Source organism: Victivallis sp. Marseille-Q1083, from assembly GCF_903645315.1.
Lineage (GTDB): Bacteria > Verrucomicrobiota > Lentisphaeria > Victivallales > Victivallaceae > UMGS1518.
The window spans coordinates 2760014-2777134 of record NZ_CAHJXL010000001.1 but is presented as its reverse complement, the minus strand read 5'-3'; the positions used below and the strand labels follow the sequence as shown (position 1 = coordinate 2777134).

Genomic DNA, 17121 nt, shown 5'->3' with positions numbered 1-17121 from the left:
GATGGATTTTCAGCCTGCTGAAGTCATCGAAACCGCACAACGGCTTCAACGAAAAAGTGATCACTGGGATACCGGCCATTTTTGCCGACTCGATCGACAATCTCTGCCCCGGTCACCTCCAATGCGCCGCGGACCAGGATAAAATCAATTTTTCCCGGAAAACTGTCAACCGTACATTCCCGGCCCTGGAAGGCGTGGAAGGTGCGTCCCGGCTCCTCCTGCCCGGTCGCCAGGAAAAAAGAATCCTGCCAGGAGGCGGCCAGCAACGCCCGGACCGCCGGATTGGAAACCATGCAGTTCATGTCGCCGGCGAGAATCTGCGGCATGGCCGGATCGTAAACCGCGCTCTCTTCATTGATCAGCGCGGCGCCTTTCTCCCGGGCAATTTGCGATTCATGATCCAGATGGGTGTTGACGATGCGAAACCGCCGGCCGGTCGTTTTCTCTTCCAGAATCAGATAGTTGACAAAGCGCGGACAACTGTGATTCCAGTCGATACTGCCGGACAGATGCGGATGGTCCGACAGTGCATAACCGCCGCTGCCGAGCAGTTTGAAAGCGCTGCGCCGGTATAAAATCCCGTTCATCGGATGGCCGCCGGCGGGACGGTCCAGCGCCCCGAAAAAACAGTAATCCGGAAAAGCTTCCTCCAACGCCTCGCGGTTCGGCGTCTGCAATTCCTGAAAACACATGATATCGGCATCGATCTCTTTCAGTATCTCCAGACAGCTCTCTTTCCGGTATTCCCAACTGTCCGGGCCGTCGTCAATCAATGCCCCGCGCAAATTGCAGCTCACCACCCGAATCGAACCGGCCGGCTGATCCGCCGCCTCTCGGCTTGCCCCGTCCGCCATCGCCAGCAGAGCACCCAATACCATACCTAAAATAAATTTCATTTTTCCAATTGCTTTTCCGACAGTTCCAATAAATTAAACGCCCGGGGATTCTTGTTTTTTCCAATCCCGTCTCCCCAATACAGATAACCGTCGCGGTCCACGCCGGCGCTGCTGTTGACGATCAACGCCATGCCCAGCTGGGTTCCCGGTTCCAGCACCGGCAGCCCCAATTCGGCGGCATTCAGCTCAATGTTGTAAACATACCCCTGCCCAGTCCGAAGCCATTGCAGGCGCGATTCGGTCAGCCTGCCGCCGGGGCGCCGGGCGGAATCTTCCAGTCCGTACAGGTATAACCCCGGCTCGCCATCGCAGCAAGCGGCTCCGACTTCAGTGAAGTTCTGGCCCGGCCGATGGCCCGGCGCTCGCGTCTGGAGTGCAACCTGAACCGAATCGGCCCGCCACGCCTGGGCCAGCGGATAGGGTTGATTGTATTCCTTGTCCTCCACCCGGACGACAATCTGCAATTTTTCCGGCGAGTAGCGGATCAAAAATCCGGCGCGGATATTCGGCAGAAACGCCCCGTCCCATTTTTCCCAGCATTCCGCGCCCTCCAGCACGACGGCATCCGGCAGGTTGCCGGTGAAATCGAAGTCATCCGGCAGCAAGCCCGCCGCCGCTTCCAGAATTTCCCGCTTCCAGGCGGCGATGCCGATCACCAACGGCTCCGCCCGGCGGTTTTCATCCCGGATGACCACTTCGCACAATGACTCCGCCTTCAATGCGGCATCCAGATCGAGCACCAGCGCATACTCCATCCGGCGGCGCGGCCCGATTTCAATTTGTTCAGGCAGCGCTTCGAGGACCACGGCCTGCGGCGGCAACTGCAACGCCGGCTGGACAACCATCGTCTCCTCCGACAGATTGTTGAAACAGATCGGCAATACAATCCGCCTTTGGTCCTCGAACTGATAACCATTCAAATTCCACGACGTGGCCTCCCGGTCGAAATCGTACTGAAGAACGACCGGGTGAACCTGGCGCGCGACGGGTTCGTACCCATCGGCGATTTTCCGCAATTCCATCATCGGCGTCTCCGACTGCAACCACGGCTCAACCGCCGTCCGGGCCGCCGTCACGAACCAGATTCCGTCGCCGCCCCGCCATGACCGTTCCGTCGCAATCCGCCGCCCGTCGGCGCCGCTGACAACTTCGATCGGCAGGTCAGCCGGCAGTTTCACCATCGCATCCTCCCTGCCGGTATAAAGGACGATGACCGCGTCGTCGCCGCCCACAAAAACCCGGCTGAGCCGGGCGCCTTCGATGCCCGGCAGATCGCCGGCGTAGCGTTTGCCGGCCAACTGCCGCACCGCATTCGCATAAGCGGCAAAGGAACGCATCGGCGTATCGAATCGATCGAACATGCCGAAATTATTGGCCGATTCCTCGTAATAAGGCAGTACGAACGGAAAAAAGCGGGCAACGCCGCCGGCGCGGGCTTCCGTCGCTTTCATCGCGATGCACATCGCCGAAAAACGATCATCCGCCGGCAGGGCGCGCGCCGTTCCGACCGGCCAGGGCCGGCCGCATTCGGTGATCCACAATGGCAGGTCCGAACCGGAATGTCCTTGAAAAACGTCACGGTACTCACGAATTTTGCCTTCCAATTTTTCCGGCAGGTTATAATCGTGAAAACTGACCGCCTCGGCGTTATCCAACAGCCCGTTCTCCAGATAAAGCCGCATCATGTCGCGGTGCGTCACCGAACCGGTAAAGGCGCCGGCAATCAGCGGCACATCGATTTTATTGACGGCAAACTCCCACGCCAGCACCCGCAGCAAGGTCATCGGCTGGTCGCCGGGCAAACCGGCCCCGAAAGAGATTTCCGGCTCGTTCCAGACTTCCAGCGCCGTCCAGCAATTCCGGTAATATTCACCGATTTGACGCCAACTCTCCGCCGTGCGGATCAAATCCCGCGGATACGGCGCATATTCCGGCAAACTCCGGTCGCGAACCGCGCCGGTCCAGAGCGGCGCGTCGTGAAAGGAGTCGAGCACCTCGATCCCGTATTGCGCCGCCAGACGACGAATCGTCGCGGCGTTGCGCTTCAATTCCCAGTCGAACTCTCCCGGCCCCTCTCCTTCCAGCGACTGCCAGGTCAATCGATCGCGAATCGTGCCGATGCCGCTGTAACGCAGCAATTTCAAATAGGCTTCGACGCGGCTGTTGTCGCGAAACGGCTGAAAAACGGAAAATGCGCCGTCGACGGCAAAAAATGAATCGCGCTCTCCTTCGAATTCCGCCAGTACCAGCGCGCCGACGCGCTGGTCCAGCACCGGAAAGACGAATTCGAAAAAACCGGTTTCCGCCGGCAGCGGCAGCGTAAAATATTGCCCATCACGCAACTCCGCCCGGCCGGAACCGAGTACGCCGCCATCGTAACCGGTCAATTGATAGTCCAGCGCTGCCGCTTCCACCGGGTATTCCAGCTTCAGGGCAATATTTTCGGTGCCGGGCGGCACCACCAATCCGGCCGGATCGGCCGGCAGGACCGCCGGCAGCGGCGCGTCGCCCCGGTAGCGCAGCTTCAAATTGGTCAACTCGGTCGTAAATGTTTTCAACGCCTTCTGATGGGCGGCAATCCAGCGGATCGTGATCTTTCGAACCGGATCGGCTTCGCTGTCGCCGTCCGGCCCTCCCCAGCGGCCGAAACCTTCTTCAGCGCTGCCGGTCAGTTGTCCGCAAACGACATGCTGAACCTCTTCCGAATCACCGCTCAACTGAACCGTCTGGAAAAAATTCCGTCCCCCTGCATCAGTAGCCTCGACCAGGATGACTCCGGCCGGGGTGCTTATGTCGAACGCCAAGCCGGCGGCGCTGCCTTTGTCCGGCAGCAGTTGAAAGACGCCGATATAATTGCCGCCGCCCGAGAAATCCGATTCGACCCGAACCCCCTGCCCGATCGTTTCAAGCGAACCGCGGGCCCCCGGAAACTCATCGCCGGTATTCAAAATCCAGCGCTGCGGCGGCAGCGGCAACTCTGTCGCCGCCTGCACTTTCCCCCCGGCGGCAATCGCCAGAACCGCCGCCGCCAGACCGGCAAGCCATTCCAGCTGCCAAGCGGACCTGCCGGACTTACCAGTTCGCATCCGGATCATCCTTCCAGTTGTCAATATCGTTGAGTTCAGCGAACCCCATCCCCTGCACATGACCGTCGCCGAACAGGACGTTGGCCTTCTTATTGTGCCGCAAATTGACCGCGTAACTCGCGCCGTCGGAATTGGTCGGATAAATTTTCTCGAAATTCACCCCGGATGCCGGCGCCGAGCCGGCTTCATTGAACCACCGTTCAGTGATGTACACCACCGACGACGGACGTTTCAGCGACGTCATTTTAACCGGATGCGGATTGCCGTCTCTGGTGTTGTTGAAGCCGAATTGCTTCCAGGCCACGCCGTAATGCGTCCACTTCGGGAACCAGACGTCGGCGTTGTTGCCTTCGACCGGACAACGGAACATATCCAGCAACTTCAAATTCTCATGTTCATAGAGCAGATTCACCCAACTGCCGCTGGTCACCAGACCGCTGCTGACATACAGCATCGGATCATAGTGAGCGCACAGCGAATAGTCATCGTAGTTATCCGAATACATCGCCGCCGCCAAACCGATCTGCTTCAGATTGTTGACGCATTTGATCGACTGGGCTGCCGCTTTGGCCTTTCCCAGGGCCGGCAGCAGCATGCTGGCCAATATTGCAATAATAGCAATAACTACCAGCAATTCAATTAATGTGAATTTTTTCATCTTTTCATTCCTTTCATCATTCCGGTTTGTTTTTCAAGTCGATTCCCTTATGATCAACGACGGCGCCACCGACGGATAATCGGCCGGCCCGACGACTTCCTTTTTCAATATCTTCAACAGCAATTCCACCGCTTTGCGTCCGATTTGATCATGATTTTCCGAAATCGTCGTCAGCGAAGGATACAGACCGGCGCCAAACTCCAGGTTGTCATGTCCGACGATGGCAATTTCATCCGGAATCCGGATACCGCACCGCAGCAATTCCCGCATCATGAAAGCCGCATGAATGTCGTTCTGCATGACCAGGCCGTCCAGCCGGTTCGGCAATACAAACCGTTCCATCGCTTCCGGAATGCTGATTCCGCCGTCCAGCGAACTCAAATGCCAGCAGTCGCAAAATTCCGTATTTCCGGCGGCGGCGCGACGGAAACCGGCAAGCCGGCAGCCGAGCGCATATTCCAGTTGCGTCAGCAGAATGCCGAGACGCCGTTTGCCGCGCGCCAGCAGGTGCCGTACGGCCTGCTCGGCCCCGGCCCCCCAGTCGATGTTCACGTAAGGCACCTGAATGTCGACGCGGGGCCGGCCGATGCAAATCACAGGCTGATGCCGCGCCAACTCGCGCTGCGACTCCTCGGCGCGGTCGGTATAATCGTCGCACATGAAAATGACCCCTTCGACCCCGTATTGCTGAAACACCTGCAGACTTTCAATCACGCTGCGGCCATCCTCGTGCGACACGGCGATCATGATCCGGTACCCCCGTTTCGTCAATTCATATTCCGTCATCGCCAACGTGCGGAAATAAGTCTGCGGCGCCATGCTGTCGATATGCACGCCGATGATATGGCTGGACCGTCCCCCCAGGGCGCTCGCCAGAATATTCGGACGATAATCGAGCCTTTCCGCAATCGAACGCACCATGGCCGCCGTTTCCGCACTCACTCGAATCGAACTTCCCGCCCCGGAAAGCACCTTGGTCACCACCGCTCGCGATACACCGGCCTCGCGAGCGATATCGATCATTCGGATATGCGGTTTTGTTTTGTTCATCATTTCAATTTTTCCAGATTACCCGTGTTATCATGATTATAGTATAGAAGATTTTGAAAAAAAAGTCAATCCCTTTTCCATTTTTTTTCTAATTTTTTCTAATTTTTCAACTCGTTGCCAACAAAGGCAGAGATTTCATCCCGGCGGTTACGCCGCAGGAGACGATCGCCCGCCCTGTTGCTCCGCCTCGGCATCGAATCGCCGTTTTTTTTCCGAATATCACTACAAAAATCGCTGCCGTGACGTCATATTGACGGTGTATGACCGGATCATTCAGGAGAAAAAACTAAATTGTGATGAAACAAATTCTGACTTTTTTGCTGTTATTCAGCCTCGTCCTCCGGCTGCTAGGCAGCGAACCGGTGCAGCTGGCCGTTCTGGGCGAAGGAGAAACGGCAGCCAGATTGTCCGCCCTCCTGCCGGAATCGCTCACGGAGCCGTTCGAGCTGGTGGAACGGCAGGAAATCGACGCGATTCTGCGGGAACGCGACCTCTCCCTGCATCAATTGACCGGTGAACAGATTTATCAACTGCTCCTGCCCGCCGATTTGATCGCGATCCTGGAAAGCATGGAATCGGAAAACAACGCCCCCTGTTATCTGACCGTTTTTGAAACCGCCCACGGTTTGCGCTTGTATCACCGGCAATTGCCGGATACCACCGTCGAAGCGATCCGGACCGTCCTGCAAACCGTCCTGCAGCGGCGGAAAAACCTGGATTCCGACAATCTGGTGACCATTTCCGCCGTGCGCAATACCGGAGTCGGCGTCCGATTCCAAAACCAGTTCTTCGCCCTTGAAGAACAATTGTCGGACCGCCTGCAAAGCATTCCGGAAATATTGTTCGTCGAGCGGGAATATCTGGACCGGCTGATTCAGGAAAAACATCTTACCGCCCGGGAATTCGCCGTAGCCGCCGCCGCGCGCCTGATCCGGTTGGAATTTTCCACCAATGACGACGGCAGCGGTTTTCTGACCCGGCTGCAGGTCACCGACGGCAGCGGACAAGAATTGTTCCGCTGCGATTCCGCTCTGACCGGACTGCAACTGGTCGACTTTTTGATGAACGAACTGACTAATTCCCTGAAATTGCCGCCACCGCCGCCGGTCGAGCCGGCGGTCGAAGCGCAACGGTATTTCAACGAATACAAACACCTGCGGGATTACAACCGGCCGGCGGCGATAAAAAAGTTGTCCGCCGCGCTGGCATTGAACCCGGCCAAAATCCCCTACCGCGCCTGGCTGTTATTGGAACTTCAGGAGCAGGCCCAAACTCCTCAACAATGCCTGCAGGCATTGCAGCAGATCGACCTGGTCCGGTCTGAAATTCCCTATGACGGCTATATTTATTCCTTTGCTGCCGGCCGCCAGGAAGAAATATTCCATTTTCTCCATCATCGCCTTTCCGCAGAGCCGGACATGGTTTCGACATCCGAAAAAGAGCTCCTTCCAATCGACCGCTACCGCCAACATGAACGTCAACGAATTTTCGTTCATCTGGCCGCCTTCAACACGCCATTTTCTCTGGAACAAAGCCAGGCATTGTTCGGCACCTCTCCCGCTCAGGTTCCCTCTTTTGGCCAGGCGGCCGAGCTGGCGGCATACTGCGCCTTGAACAGCCGTTTCATAAGACCACATTTTTATGGAAAGAACGAAGACTACCCCCTGATGGCACTGCAAAGGCTGGCGGCCACAGCGGCAGCACTGCAAAAATTCACCGGAACGGAAAACGCGCTGGAGAAATATCGTCCTTCAATCTATTTCGCAGCCCTTCAGAATACCGATTGTTTTCAATTGTCCCTCTCCGCTCCGGCAGAAACCGCCCTGAACGATGTTTGCCGGCAATTTCAAAATTGTCCGCAAGCGGATGCCAGAAGTTTCGGCTTGTTACTGAAAGCGCTGGCATACCGCTACCGTGGCGACCAGCAGAATTATCGCCGGACGCTGACGAAAGCAGTGGAGGAATCGGTCGCTTTTTTTCAGGAATTGGCTCAAACCTCTCCCTATTTCAACTATTCGATCAAACTTTCCTGGTCTCAAGAACTTGACGGGTTATTGCCGTCCACCAACCAGGCGGAAATTATTCTACAACAAGTGCTCGCGGAGAATGCGCAATATCCGGATATGGAAAAACTGTTCCAACTGCTGCAGCCGTATCCGCAACTGGTACATGCAGACAATTTCCTCTCAAAACTGCCGCAAACGTTTCTGAACGAGTTACGTCTCAGCCTGATCTACGATCTGCAATGCTGGAACCCGGCTTTCCGCCTCGAACTGCTCTGGCAAAACCGGCCGGAAGAGTCCATCCTTGCCGCCGCCCGCGGCCGGGACGACGGTTATTTTCTGGTCGGCAACACTCATGACGAATCCTCTCCGTGGCGGGTGATGCACTGGAGTACCGCCGGAATTCGCCAAATTGCCGAAATTTCACCAACCACGGCATTTCACCCCGTCACGCCGTTGGCGGGTCGACATTGTTACTTACAGGATTTCCACCTGAAATATTGTGACAATTATCTCCTGATCGGCCGTAACGACCAATTGGCGATTGTCGAACTCGCTTCCGGCCAGGTAAATTACCTCACCAATTTTCCCGGCGAATGGCTGATCGAGTGCGGCATGATGAACGGGCGGATTTATTTGTTTTCCGGCTTGCGCTATTTGTTCTCCTGCTTGCCGGACGGCAGTGGACGGCAAATCCACATCTCACTGAACGGCGATTCTCAAAGCAATCTTTTCGACGCCACAGAAGCGAATTTTTTCATCTGGGGATTCGGAACAGATTCCCGGCGTAACCGGCTTTATTTTCTGGCGCAGGATGATGCCAGTAATTACAACGGCCTCTTTGAATTCGATCCGGCAACCAACCAGGCACGACGAGTCGTCGACCTGCGCAATGAAGGAGATATCCATTATTTAATGGCAGTGGAGAACCAGGTAAGTTCTTCATCAGACGAAAAATTTGTCGATTTCTCCATCGTCGGTGCCCGAAAATCAAATGGCACCTATTTCCAGCATTGCATCATTTTTCGTTATGACATTCAAAATGAAACCGTCTCTGCGACGGGCGGCTGGGGAGACCGCGAAGTCGTCGATTCTTTTCAGCCGGCCGCGTACTGGGGCAAGACCGGCAATTTCGGCCCGCACTTCCTGCGCCGGGAACAACAACTTTGGCTGTTCGCCCCCTCCGGCTTCTCCGACATCGTTTCTCTGACCAATTATATCGAATTGCCGGGCGGCAACATGCCCTATCTATTGATTTTTCCTTCGGTGCTGGAATTGTTTCCCCATCCGGACGGCATTTCAGTGGTGGCGGTCCGTGCCCAGGATTTGATCAAAATCACGCCGCCGATGCCGGAAGCCGCCGCTTCACCCGGAAACAGCCGGGCAGCCGTCTCGCAATAGCTTTTCCCGGCGGCCGTCCCGACCTCCCCGATGCCTCCAGGGCCCCCGGCCAGTTTATCATGGGCGGATATCATTTAAGAATCAGCCCATGCCGATTCAGCCATCTTCCCGATGGACGGTGTGATCGATTTCCAGCCTGCCTTATTTGCGGCAACCGGACTGTCGGCATGGCGCATAAACCCCAGAAAGGCTACCATTCACCGGCGGCAACGGCAGACTACGGCAGGCTATTTTGCGCCCGGAACGGGCGGCGTCATCTCGTCACCGCCCGCCGGACCGCATCTTGCGTACAAGCAGGAGCGTTTGCTTTTTACTGTTTGATTTTCCAGTCCAGCGCCCCGACCGGACACTCGTTGATACAGGCGCCGCATTCCGCACAGCTTTGCGGCAACCCCTGCTCAAACGCCGTGCCGACGGCAGTGAAGAAACCACGTTTTTTCGGCGACAGCAAGGTCTGGTTGATCACCTCTTTGCAGACTTTGACGCAAATGCCGCACTTGATGCATTTGCCGCGATCCTGAATGATCACCGGATGACGGTTGTCATAATTCAACGGTAATTTTTCACCCTTGATCGCCACCGGCGAAGCGCAATACTCTTCGGAGAATTTCTTCAGCTTGCAATCCCCCTTGGCCGTACAACTGCACTCGATACAGCGTTCGCCTTCCGCCATCATCTGTTCCTTGCCGATCGTGCCGGCGACTTCCAGAAAAGTCTGCTTGCGCTCGTTCAACGCAATCAACGGCTGCTTGACGCGTGCCGAATCCGCCACATCCCTGCGCAGCAGCAACACCTCATCCTTGCTCATGCTCCGCCAATAGCCGCGCGACACGTTGATCGCCCGCTCCACCGGCAGCTCGGCGCCGGTCAGCAAGCTGATGATGCCGTTGGCCAAACGCCGTCCTCCGGCGACCGCTTCGACCACCGTCGCCGCGCCGGACACGCAATCGCCGGTCGCAAAAATCCGGCCGGAGACCTGCATCGATTTTTCATCGACGGCGATATTGCCGCGCTTGTCGATGATCACGTCGGCCGGCGCCAGCGTCGATTGCCCGATGGCAGCAATGATCGTATCCGCTTCGACCTCGAATTCACTGCCGGCGACCGCCACCGGACGACGGCGGCCGGAAGCATCCGGCTCGCCCAGTTCCATGCGCTGGCAGGTCAGCACCAGATGGTGGCCGGACCGGTGAATTTTGACCGGAGCCACCAAAAACTCGAACTTGACCCCTTCTTCGCGCGCTTCCTGGATTTCAATTTTTTCCGCCGGCATTTCGTTTTCGGTCCGACGGTAGAAACAGCGGACTTCCGGGCTGCCGAGCCGCACCGATGTGCGTACGCAGTCCATCGCCGTGTTGCCGCCGCCGACGACGATGACCCGGCCGGGATTGGCGCCGGACCAGCCTTTCAAGGCGATCGTGCGCAGGAAATCGATTCCCTGCAGCGCCAGTTCCTCGCCTTCGCAGCGCATCGACGAGGCCTGCCAGCAGCCGACGGTCACTCCGACGGCGTCGAATTCGGCCTCCAGTTCCGCCATCGACAAATTATCGCCGAGTTTACGGTTGTTCTCAAACTTGACGCCCAGCTTGGCAAAATGGGCCAGCTCCCGGTCCAGGACCGCTTTCTTCGGCAGCCGGTATTCCGGAATGCCGTAACGCAACATGCCGCCCATCTCCGGCATCTGATCGAAAATGGTCACCGCCACCCCGGCCAGCCGCAGGAAATAAGCCGCCGCCAGGCCGGCCGGACCGCCGCCGACCAGGGCGACTTTGCGGCCGGTTTCCGGCGCCAGTTCTTCCATATAATCATCATAATACAGATCGGCGGCCAGCCGCTTGAAATCGTTGATCGCCACCGGGCTGCCGAAAATATTCTTCCGGCAATCCTTCTCGCAGAAACGCGGACAGACCCGGCCGATGCTCATCGGCAACGGAATCCGCTGTTTGACGATCCGCAGGCACTCCAGAAAATCGCCTTTGCGGCCGGCCCGGACGTACTCTTCGACGCTGGCATGGGCCGGGCAGGCGATCGTGCAGGGCGCTTCGCAGTCGCCGGAATGTTCGCTCAGCAGCAGTTCGAGGCAGGTCCGGCGCATATCCTTCACTTCGGGACTCGACGCGTCGATCTGCTGCCCCGGCGACGGGCAGGCCGAGCAGGACGGCAGGAAACGGCCGCTCTTCAAATCCTTGACCACACAGACGAAACAACTGGTGTTTTTACTCACTTTCTCATTGTAACACAGCGACGGAATCGCGATGTTGTTGGCGGCCGCCACCTGCAGGATCGTCTGTCCCGGCGCCGCGCTGACGGTCTTGCCATCCAAAATAAATTCAATAGCGTTACTCACAGCAGATACCCTCACCTTTTTTGACCCGACTGATGGTCTTCTTCGGACAAACTTCAATACAACTGTTGCAGCGCGTGCATTTACGGTTGTCCACGACGAAATCGTCGCTGATCGCGCCGACCGGGCAGGTCTTGATGCACATCTTGCATTTGATGCAGTTGCTCTTGTCGATCCTGACATCCACCAGTGCGTTGCATTCCAGCGCATCGCACTGTTTCTTGACGACATGCGCTTCAAATTCCGGCCGGAAGTAGCGGAGCGCCGCCAGCACCGGATTCGGCGCCGTCTGGCCGAGTCCGCACAACGAACCGCGCCGAACCTTATTGCCGAGATTCTCCAGGAAATCGATGTCGGACATTTCGCCGTTGCCGGCGGTGATACGCTCCAGCGTTTCGAACATCCGTTTGGTTCCGACCCGGCAGAATGTGCACTTGCCGCACGATTCGCGATGGGGGAAATCCAGGAAATAGCGGGCGGGTTCCACCATACAGCGTTGCCGGCCGATGACGATCATGCCGCCGGACCCCATGATCGCGCCGAGCGACCGCAGCGAGTCGTAATCGACCGGCGTGTCGAACAATTCGACCGGAATACAACCGCCGGACGGACCGCCGGTCTGCACCGCTTTGACACTGTCGCGGTCGGCGCCGCCGATGTCGAAAACGATTTCCGCCAGCGTGATGCCCATCGGCACCTCCACCAGCCCCGGATATTTCAGGTCGCCGGCCAGGGCGAACAACTTGGTCCCCTTGCTGCCTTCGGTGCCGACCGAGGCATAGGCTTCCGGTCCTTCGGCGATGATCAGCGGCACGTTGCCGAACGTTTCGACGTTGTTGATCATCGTCGGACAGCCCATCCAGCCGCTGTCGGTCGGGAACGGCGGACGGAAACGCGGCGTGCCGCGTTTGCCTTCCAGCGAGTTGATCAACGCGGTCTCTTCGCCGCAGACAAAAGCGCCGGCGCCTTCCTTGATGATGATTTCCAGCGCCCGGCCGCCGACCACGTTGAGTTTATGCCGGTAAATCTGTTCGATTGCAATTTTCAAATGCTTGATCGCCAGCGGATATTCGGCCCGGCAATAGATGAAAAGCTTGGTCGCGCCGGTCGCATAAGCGGCAATCAGCATGCCTTCGAGCACCTGATGCGGCACGCTTTCCATCAGCGAACGGTCCATGAAAGCGCCGGGATCGCCTTCGTCGGCGTTGCAGATCAAAATTTTCTCGTCCGCTTTTTTGGCGGCCAAAAACGACCATTTCATCCCGGTATTGAAGCCGCCGCCGCCGCGGCCGCGCAAACCGGAAGCCTTCACCGCATTGACCACCGCTTCCGGCGTCATTTCCAACGCTTTTTTGAGCGCGACATAACCGCCGTTGGCCGTATAAGCCTCGAACCGCACCGGATCGATCCGGCCGGCCAGTTTCAAAACCCGGACCAATTCCTTGCTTTGACGCCCGGCGGGAACGGCGAAACGATTCTTTTCGCCCAGCTCCAAAATATTCTTCACCGCCTCTTCGGTCGGCTTCACATCGGCATACATGACGCTGCCCTGATCGGTCACCACTTCCACCAGCGGTTCGGCGTAACAATGGCCGATACAGCCGACTTCCTCCAGCGGAATCCCGCCGGCATGCTGCTTCAACAACTCCAATACCGCGCCGGCGCCGGCCGCCATCCCGCAGGATGCCGTGCCGATCCGAATCAATTTGACATTGCTAGAGGCGGTCATTTGCTCCTGTACTCCTTCAAAATCTTGATGACGTTCTTGCGGTCCAGTTTCCCGTACACCCGGCCGTTGATGCTCATCACCGGCGCCAGGCTGCAGCAGCCCAGGCAGGCCACCGTCTGCAGCGAAAAACGCCCTTCGGCATCGGTCTCGCCGTCGCGGATGCCCAGGTCGGCCGAGATCCACTCGAGAATCGACGGCGACCCCTTGATATGGCAGGCCGTCCCGTCGCACACCGCGATCTGGAAACGACCGGGTTTGTTGCGGCGGAACTGCGCATAAAACGTCAGCACGCCCTCCACTTCCACGACCGGCAGTCCGAAATAACCGGCAACGGCGGCCACCGCCTCGTCCGAGACATAGCCTTCCTGCGCCTGTACCGTCTGCAATCCTTTGATCAGATTGCTCGGTTCCCGGCCGATCTTGGACAAATAATCGAAATTATTACCCATTTACAGCTCCCAAAGCTCTTGATTAGTTCCCACTAAATATCGACAAAACTATCGATGCGCTAACTTATAAATAGTTCAAAATACATCTTTTTACATTTTTTTCAAACAACACAGCCGTTTTTTTCACTTTTCCGGATTGCAAATCGACCGACAGCGAGTAACTTTTTTCAGGATTCCAAACCGCGATGACATAGTAAGGAGAATTCGCACCGATGACCAATCCGAATCCGGTCCCCTGCCCGATCCCCTATCGCCAGGAAGTGTACCGCAAACTGATTCATTTGAGTTCGCTCTGGACGGTCGCCGCCATTCTGCTGGTGGACCGCTGGATCATGTTCGGGATTTTCGCCGCATTGCTGCTGGGCAATCTGCTCTTCGAGGCGGGCTATGCCCGCCGCTGGCCGTTTTTTTATCCGGTCTACCACTTTTTTTTCGGCCGGATGCTGCGGCGGACCCCCGCCCCGGGCGCGATTATCGTCAGCGGCGGGCCTTACGTATTGGCCGCCGCCGTGCTGGTCACCGGTCTGTTCCGGCCGCCGGCCGCCGCCGGCGCGATGGCGGTCATGCTGCTGGCCGATACCGCCGCCGCCCTGGTCGGGCGCCGGTTCGGCCGGATCAAAATCTGGAACGGCAAATCGCTGGAAGGCACCGTCAGCTTCGTTCTGGCCGGCGGTCTGGTCATCCTGCTCGGTTATCTGGCCGGTTACTGGACGCTGCCGACGCTGTTCGGCGGCCTGGCCGGTGTCGTCGCGGCGGCCGCGGCGGAATTGTTCGAGAAACAACTGCACATCGACGACAATTTCTCCATTCCGCTGCTGGTGGGGCTGGCTTTGTCGCTGTGCTGACCGGCCGGGAACGTTCGCTTTCCAGCTTAAAGCAAAGTAATTTGATCCTCTTCCCAGCGAATCGGCCTCGATAAATTCAACGCCGCCATCGGAAAACGATGGCCGAACGGATAGTGAATTGCCACCGGCCCGGCAATTTCCGGCAGAAAGCGGTCGAACAGCCGCAGTCGCGCTTCCGGCGTGCCGCAGTCGACGAAATCACCGAAAATCACCCCCCGGCAACGCCGCAGCACCCCGCTTTGCGCCAGTTGGGTCAACGCCCGGTCCAACTTGTAGACCGGCTCATTGACCTCCTCGATGATCAGAATCCGTTCCGCACAGTCCGGCCAGTACGGCGTCCCGGCCAGCGAAGCGCCGACCACCAGATTCATCGCCAGCGGCAACCCGGTCAACGGCGCCGCCGGTTTCAACAGTTGCAGCGCCGGCCAACTCTCCGGCACGGCCAGCGGCAACGGTTCCCCGCCCCGTAACGCATGCGCATAGAAACGGATGCTGTAAGCGGCCTGCCCGTCCTCCTGCAAAGCCCGCCGCCATTGGCCGGCCATCGGCGCCGCGATCGGCACTCCGGCCCGGTTGGCGAGCATCGCCAGATGCAGCGCGGTGATATCGCTGTAACCGATCAGCGGCAACGGCCGCGAACGCAGCAGCGCCCAGTCGATGTGCGGCAGCAAATGGGCCGACCCGAAACCGCCGCGGGCGCAGAGCACCAGATCGACGCTTTCGTCCAGCCAGCAGGCATGCAGATCTTCCAGCCTCCCCTGCCAATCAGCCGCCAGATATCCCTCCGCCGAACCGGATTGAACATGCGGCATCACCGTAACCCGGCGTCCGGCCGCCCGCAGCCACGCCGCGTTGTCCGCCAGCCGCGCCGGATCCGGCGGCCCGGCCGGGGCAATAACGGCAATATGTTCGATTGAATCGGGCAGAATGGCATGAACCGGATCGGTCATTGGCTTCAATGCTCCAACGGTCTCATCTGCAGCAGAATTTCGGTAAAATCCTCCGGCAGCGGCGCTTCGAATTCCAGCATTACGCCGGTCACCGGGTGCGGGATGCGGATTTTCCAGGCATGTAGCAATTGGCGCTCGACATGCAGCAGCCGGTTGCCGCCGTACAACGCATCGCCCAGCACCGGATACCCCAGCGAAGCGAGATGCACCCGGATCTGGTGGGTGCGCCCGGTCAGGATATTGACATTCAACAGGCTGACCGGCACCGACTCGTACAATCCGGAGCGTTCCAACTCGAAAAGCGTGATCGCCTCTTTGCCGTTGCGTTCGACGATCGCCATTTTCTGCCGGTTGACCGGATGCCGGCCGATCAGGCTCTCCACCCGGCCGTTTTTGCGGCGCGGCACTCCGAGCACGATCGCTTTGTAAGTCTTCGCCACCTGCCGCTCGGCAAAACTGTTGGCCAGCCGGAATTGCGCCTGCGGCGTCTTGGCCGCAATCAGGCAGCCGGAAGTATCCTTGTCCAACCGGTGAACGATGCCGGGCCGGGAATTGCCGGTCGCCAGCGTCTCGGCCAACTCCGGATAACGGCCCAGCAAGGCATTGACCACCGTCCCGGTCGGATTGCCGACCGCCGGATGGACGACGACTCCGGGCGGCTTGTTGATCACCACCATCGATTCGTCTTCGAACAGAATCTGAAAGACGAACTCCTCGGCCCGCGGCGTCGTATCCGGCGCTTCATCGAGTTCGACCGACAGTTCCATGCCGGGATTCACCGCCAGGCGCGGCAGAGTCACCACTTCGCCGTTGCAGCGGACCTGACCGTTTTTGATCAGTTTCTGCAAATAGGAACGGGAAGAGTCCTGGATCAGCCGCGACAGGCAGCGATCCAGCCGGGTGCCGGCATCTTCCGGTTCAATCTTGAGTTTCAGTAATTTTCTGGTCATGCTTCAGAAAGAAAATTAACAACAGAATGCCGAGCGGCACCAGCAGCAGTCCAATCACCTGCGCCGGCGTCAACACGCCGAACATCAATTCCCTGGCCGGATGGTCGCCGCGGAAAAATTCATCGACGAACCGCAACGAACCGTAAGCGACGATATAGGTGGACATCGCTATCCCGGTCCGGGCCCGGCGCACCAGGTAAAAGAGCAGGATGAACAACAGCACATTGGCCGCGACTTCGTACAATTGCACCGGATGAAGCGCCAGTGCGCCGTAACGCAGGAACGGCGCCGAGCCGACCGGATAGACGCAGCCGAGAAAGGAATCGGTCGGCTTGCCGAAGCAGCAGCCGTTCAGGAAGCAGCCGATCCGGCCGAAAGCGTGGCCGGCCGCCAGCGCCGGCGCCAGCACGTCCATCGTCGCGACCATGCTGATTTTATGCCAGCGGCAATACAGAATCACCGTCATCAGCGCCAGAAAAAAACCGCCGTAGAACACCAGGCCGCCCTCATCAATCCGGACGATCTTCCACAATTGCTGACGGTATTGTTCGAAGTTCAGCACGACGAAAAAAATCCGGGCGCCGACAATCCCGGCGATCACCGCGAAAAACACCAGCGAAGTGGCCTGATCGGAATTCATTCTGGCATAACGGCGATTGAGATTGACCAGGTAGGTGGCCACCAGAAAACCCAGCGCCGCCAAAACCCCATACCAGCGGATTTCAAACGAACCGATCTGAAAACAAATGGGATCCATAAC

At 58.1% G+C, this 17121-nt stretch carries 12 protein-coding genes; 2 read left to right on the top strand and 10 right to left on the bottom strand.

Translation table 11 applies throughout. The features are described from left to right. Positions 1-23: 23 nt before the first annotated feature. Genes HWX74_RS11445 through HWX74_RS11430 form a run of 4 tightly spaced genes read right to left on the bottom strand, consistent with a single transcriptional unit; the run spans position 24 to position 5693 of the window. Positions 24-896 (bottom strand): endonuclease/exonuclease/phosphatase family protein, encoded by an 873-nt coding sequence (locus tag HWX74_RS11445; protein WP_176013665.1) that lies wholly within the window; start codon positions 894-896, stop codon positions 24-26. Next, positions 893-3982: a hypothetical protein gene (locus HWX74_RS11440; RefSeq protein ID WP_176013664.1), complete on the bottom strand. Its 3090-nt coding sequence runs from the start codon at positions 3980-3982 to the stop codon at positions 893-895. Before HWX74_RS11440 ends, HWX74_RS11445 begins: the two co-directional genes overlap by 4 nt. After that, positions 3969-4640 (bottom strand): DUF1559 domain-containing protein, encoded by a 672-nt coding sequence (locus HWX74_RS11435; protein WP_176013663.1) that lies wholly within the window; start codon positions 4638-4640, stop codon positions 3969-3971. Before HWX74_RS11435 ends, HWX74_RS11440 begins: the two co-directional genes overlap by 14 nt. 33 nt (positions 4641-4673) lie before the next feature. Next, positions 4674-5693 (bottom strand): LacI family DNA-binding transcriptional regulator, encoded by a 1020-nt coding sequence (locus HWX74_RS11430; protein WP_176013662.1) that lies wholly within the window; start codon positions 5691-5693, stop codon positions 4674-4676. A 290-nt stretch (positions 5694-5983) separates the two neighbouring features. Between HWX74_RS11430 and HWX74_RS11425 the strand changes: the two genes are divergently transcribed. Next, complete coding sequence (locus HWX74_RS11425; protein ID WP_176013661.1) at positions 5984-9094, top strand: hypothetical protein; 3111 nt, start codon at positions 5984-5986, stop codon at positions 9092-9094. 310 nt (positions 9095-9404) lie between these two features. Here the strand turns inward: HWX74_RS11425 and HWX74_RS11420 are convergent, their stop codons facing one another. From HWX74_RS11420 to nuoE, 3 genes are read right to left on the bottom strand one after another with little or no spacing between them, the layout of a single operon-like run. Beyond that, complete coding sequence (locus tag HWX74_RS11420) at positions 9405-11441, bottom strand: FAD-dependent oxidoreductase (protein WP_176013660.1); 2037 nt, start codon at positions 11439-11441, stop codon at positions 9405-9407. Beyond that, positions 11434-13167, bottom strand: coding sequence for an NADH-ubiquinone oxidoreductase-F iron-sulfur binding region domain-containing protein (locus HWX74_RS11415; protein ID WP_176013659.1), 1734 nt, complete (start codon positions 13165-13167; stop codon positions 11434-11436). The genes HWX74_RS11420 and HWX74_RS11415 overlap by 8 nt, the downstream gene beginning before the upstream one ends. After that, positions 13164-13616 carry an NADH-quinone oxidoreductase subunit NuoE gene (nuoE, locus tag HWX74_RS11410; RefSeq protein WP_176013658.1) on the bottom strand — a complete coding sequence of 151 codons (453 nt, stop codon included), beginning with the start codon at positions 13614-13616 and terminating at the stop codon, positions 13164-13166. Before nuoE ends, HWX74_RS11415 begins: the two co-directional genes overlap by 4 nt. A gap of 212 nt (positions 13617-13828) precedes the next feature. On the opposite strand from nuoE, the gene HWX74_RS11405 reads away from it, so the two are divergent. Then, positions 13829-14461 carry a diacylglycerol/polyprenol kinase family protein gene (locus tag HWX74_RS11405; protein WP_176013657.1) on the top strand — a complete coding sequence of 211 codons (633 nt, stop codon included), beginning with the start codon at positions 13829-13831 and terminating at the stop codon, positions 14459-14461. A 26-nt stretch (positions 14462-14487) separates the two neighbouring features. Here HWX74_RS11405 and HWX74_RS11400 read toward each other — a convergent pair whose 3' ends face one another. The 3 genes from HWX74_RS11400 to lgt are packed head-to-tail and all read right to left on the bottom strand — an operon-like array spanning position 14488 to position 17118. Continuing rightward, positions 14488-15411, bottom strand: a complete 924-nt coding sequence (locus HWX74_RS11400) for an LD-carboxypeptidase (protein WP_176013656.1) — start codon at positions 15409-15411, stop codon at positions 14488-14490. A 5-nt stretch (positions 15412-15416) separates the two neighbouring features. Then, a complete protein-coding gene (locus HWX74_RS11395; RefSeq protein WP_176013655.1) occupies positions 15417-16361 on the bottom strand; it encodes an RluA family pseudouridine synthase in 945 nt (314 codons plus the stop codon). Beyond that, the gene (gene lgt / locus HWX74_RS11390; RefSeq protein WP_176013654.1) at positions 16330-17118 is read right to left on the bottom strand and encodes a prolipoprotein diacylglyceryl transferase; all 789 of its coding nucleotides are present in this window, start codon (positions 17116-17118) and stop codon (positions 16330-16332) included. The genes HWX74_RS11395 and lgt overlap by 32 nt, the downstream gene beginning before the upstream one ends. Positions 17119-17121 lie beyond the last annotated feature (3 nt).

What these genes read in the sequence shown, in the direction of transcription:
- HWX74_RS11445 (WP_176013665.1), bottom strand. Translation starts at nt 896, where the DNA reads ATGAAATTTATTTTAGGTATGGTATTGGGTGCTCTGCTGGCGATGGCG.
- HWX74_RS11440 (WP_176013664.1), bottom strand. Translation starts at nt 3,982, where the DNA reads ATGCGAACTGGTAAGTCCGGCAGGTCCGCTTGGCAGCTGGAATGGCTT.
- HWX74_RS11435 (WP_176013663.1), bottom strand. Translation starts at nt 4,640, where the DNA reads ATGAAAAAATTCACATTAATTGAATTGCTGGTAGTTATTGCTATTATT.
- HWX74_RS11430 (WP_176013662.1), bottom strand. Translation starts at nt 5,693, where the DNA reads ATGATGAACAAAACAAAACCGCATATCCGAATGATCGATATCGCTCGC.
- HWX74_RS11415 (WP_176013659.1), bottom strand. Translation starts at nt 13,167, where the DNA reads ATGACCGCCTCTAGCAATGTCAAATTGATTCGGATCGGCACGGCATCC.
- nuoE (WP_176013658.1), bottom strand. Translation starts at nt 13,616, where the DNA reads ATGGGTAATAATTTCGATTATTTGTCCAAGATCGGCCGGGAACCGAGC.
- HWX74_RS11405 (WP_176013657.1), top strand. Translation starts at nt 13,829, where the DNA reads ATGACCAATCCGAATCCGGTCCCCTGCCCGATCCCCTATCGCCAGGAA.
- HWX74_RS11400 (WP_176013656.1), bottom strand. Translation starts at nt 15,411, where the DNA reads ATGACCGATCCGGTTCATGCCATTCTGCCCGATTCAATCGAACATATT.
- HWX74_RS11395 (WP_176013655.1), bottom strand. Translation starts at nt 16,361, where the DNA reads ATGACCAGAAAATTACTGAAACTCAAGATTGAACCGGAAGATGCCGGC.
- lgt (WP_176013654.1), bottom strand. Translation starts at nt 17,118, where the DNA reads ATGGATCCCATTTGTTTTCAGATCGGTTCGTTTGAAATCCGCTGGTAT.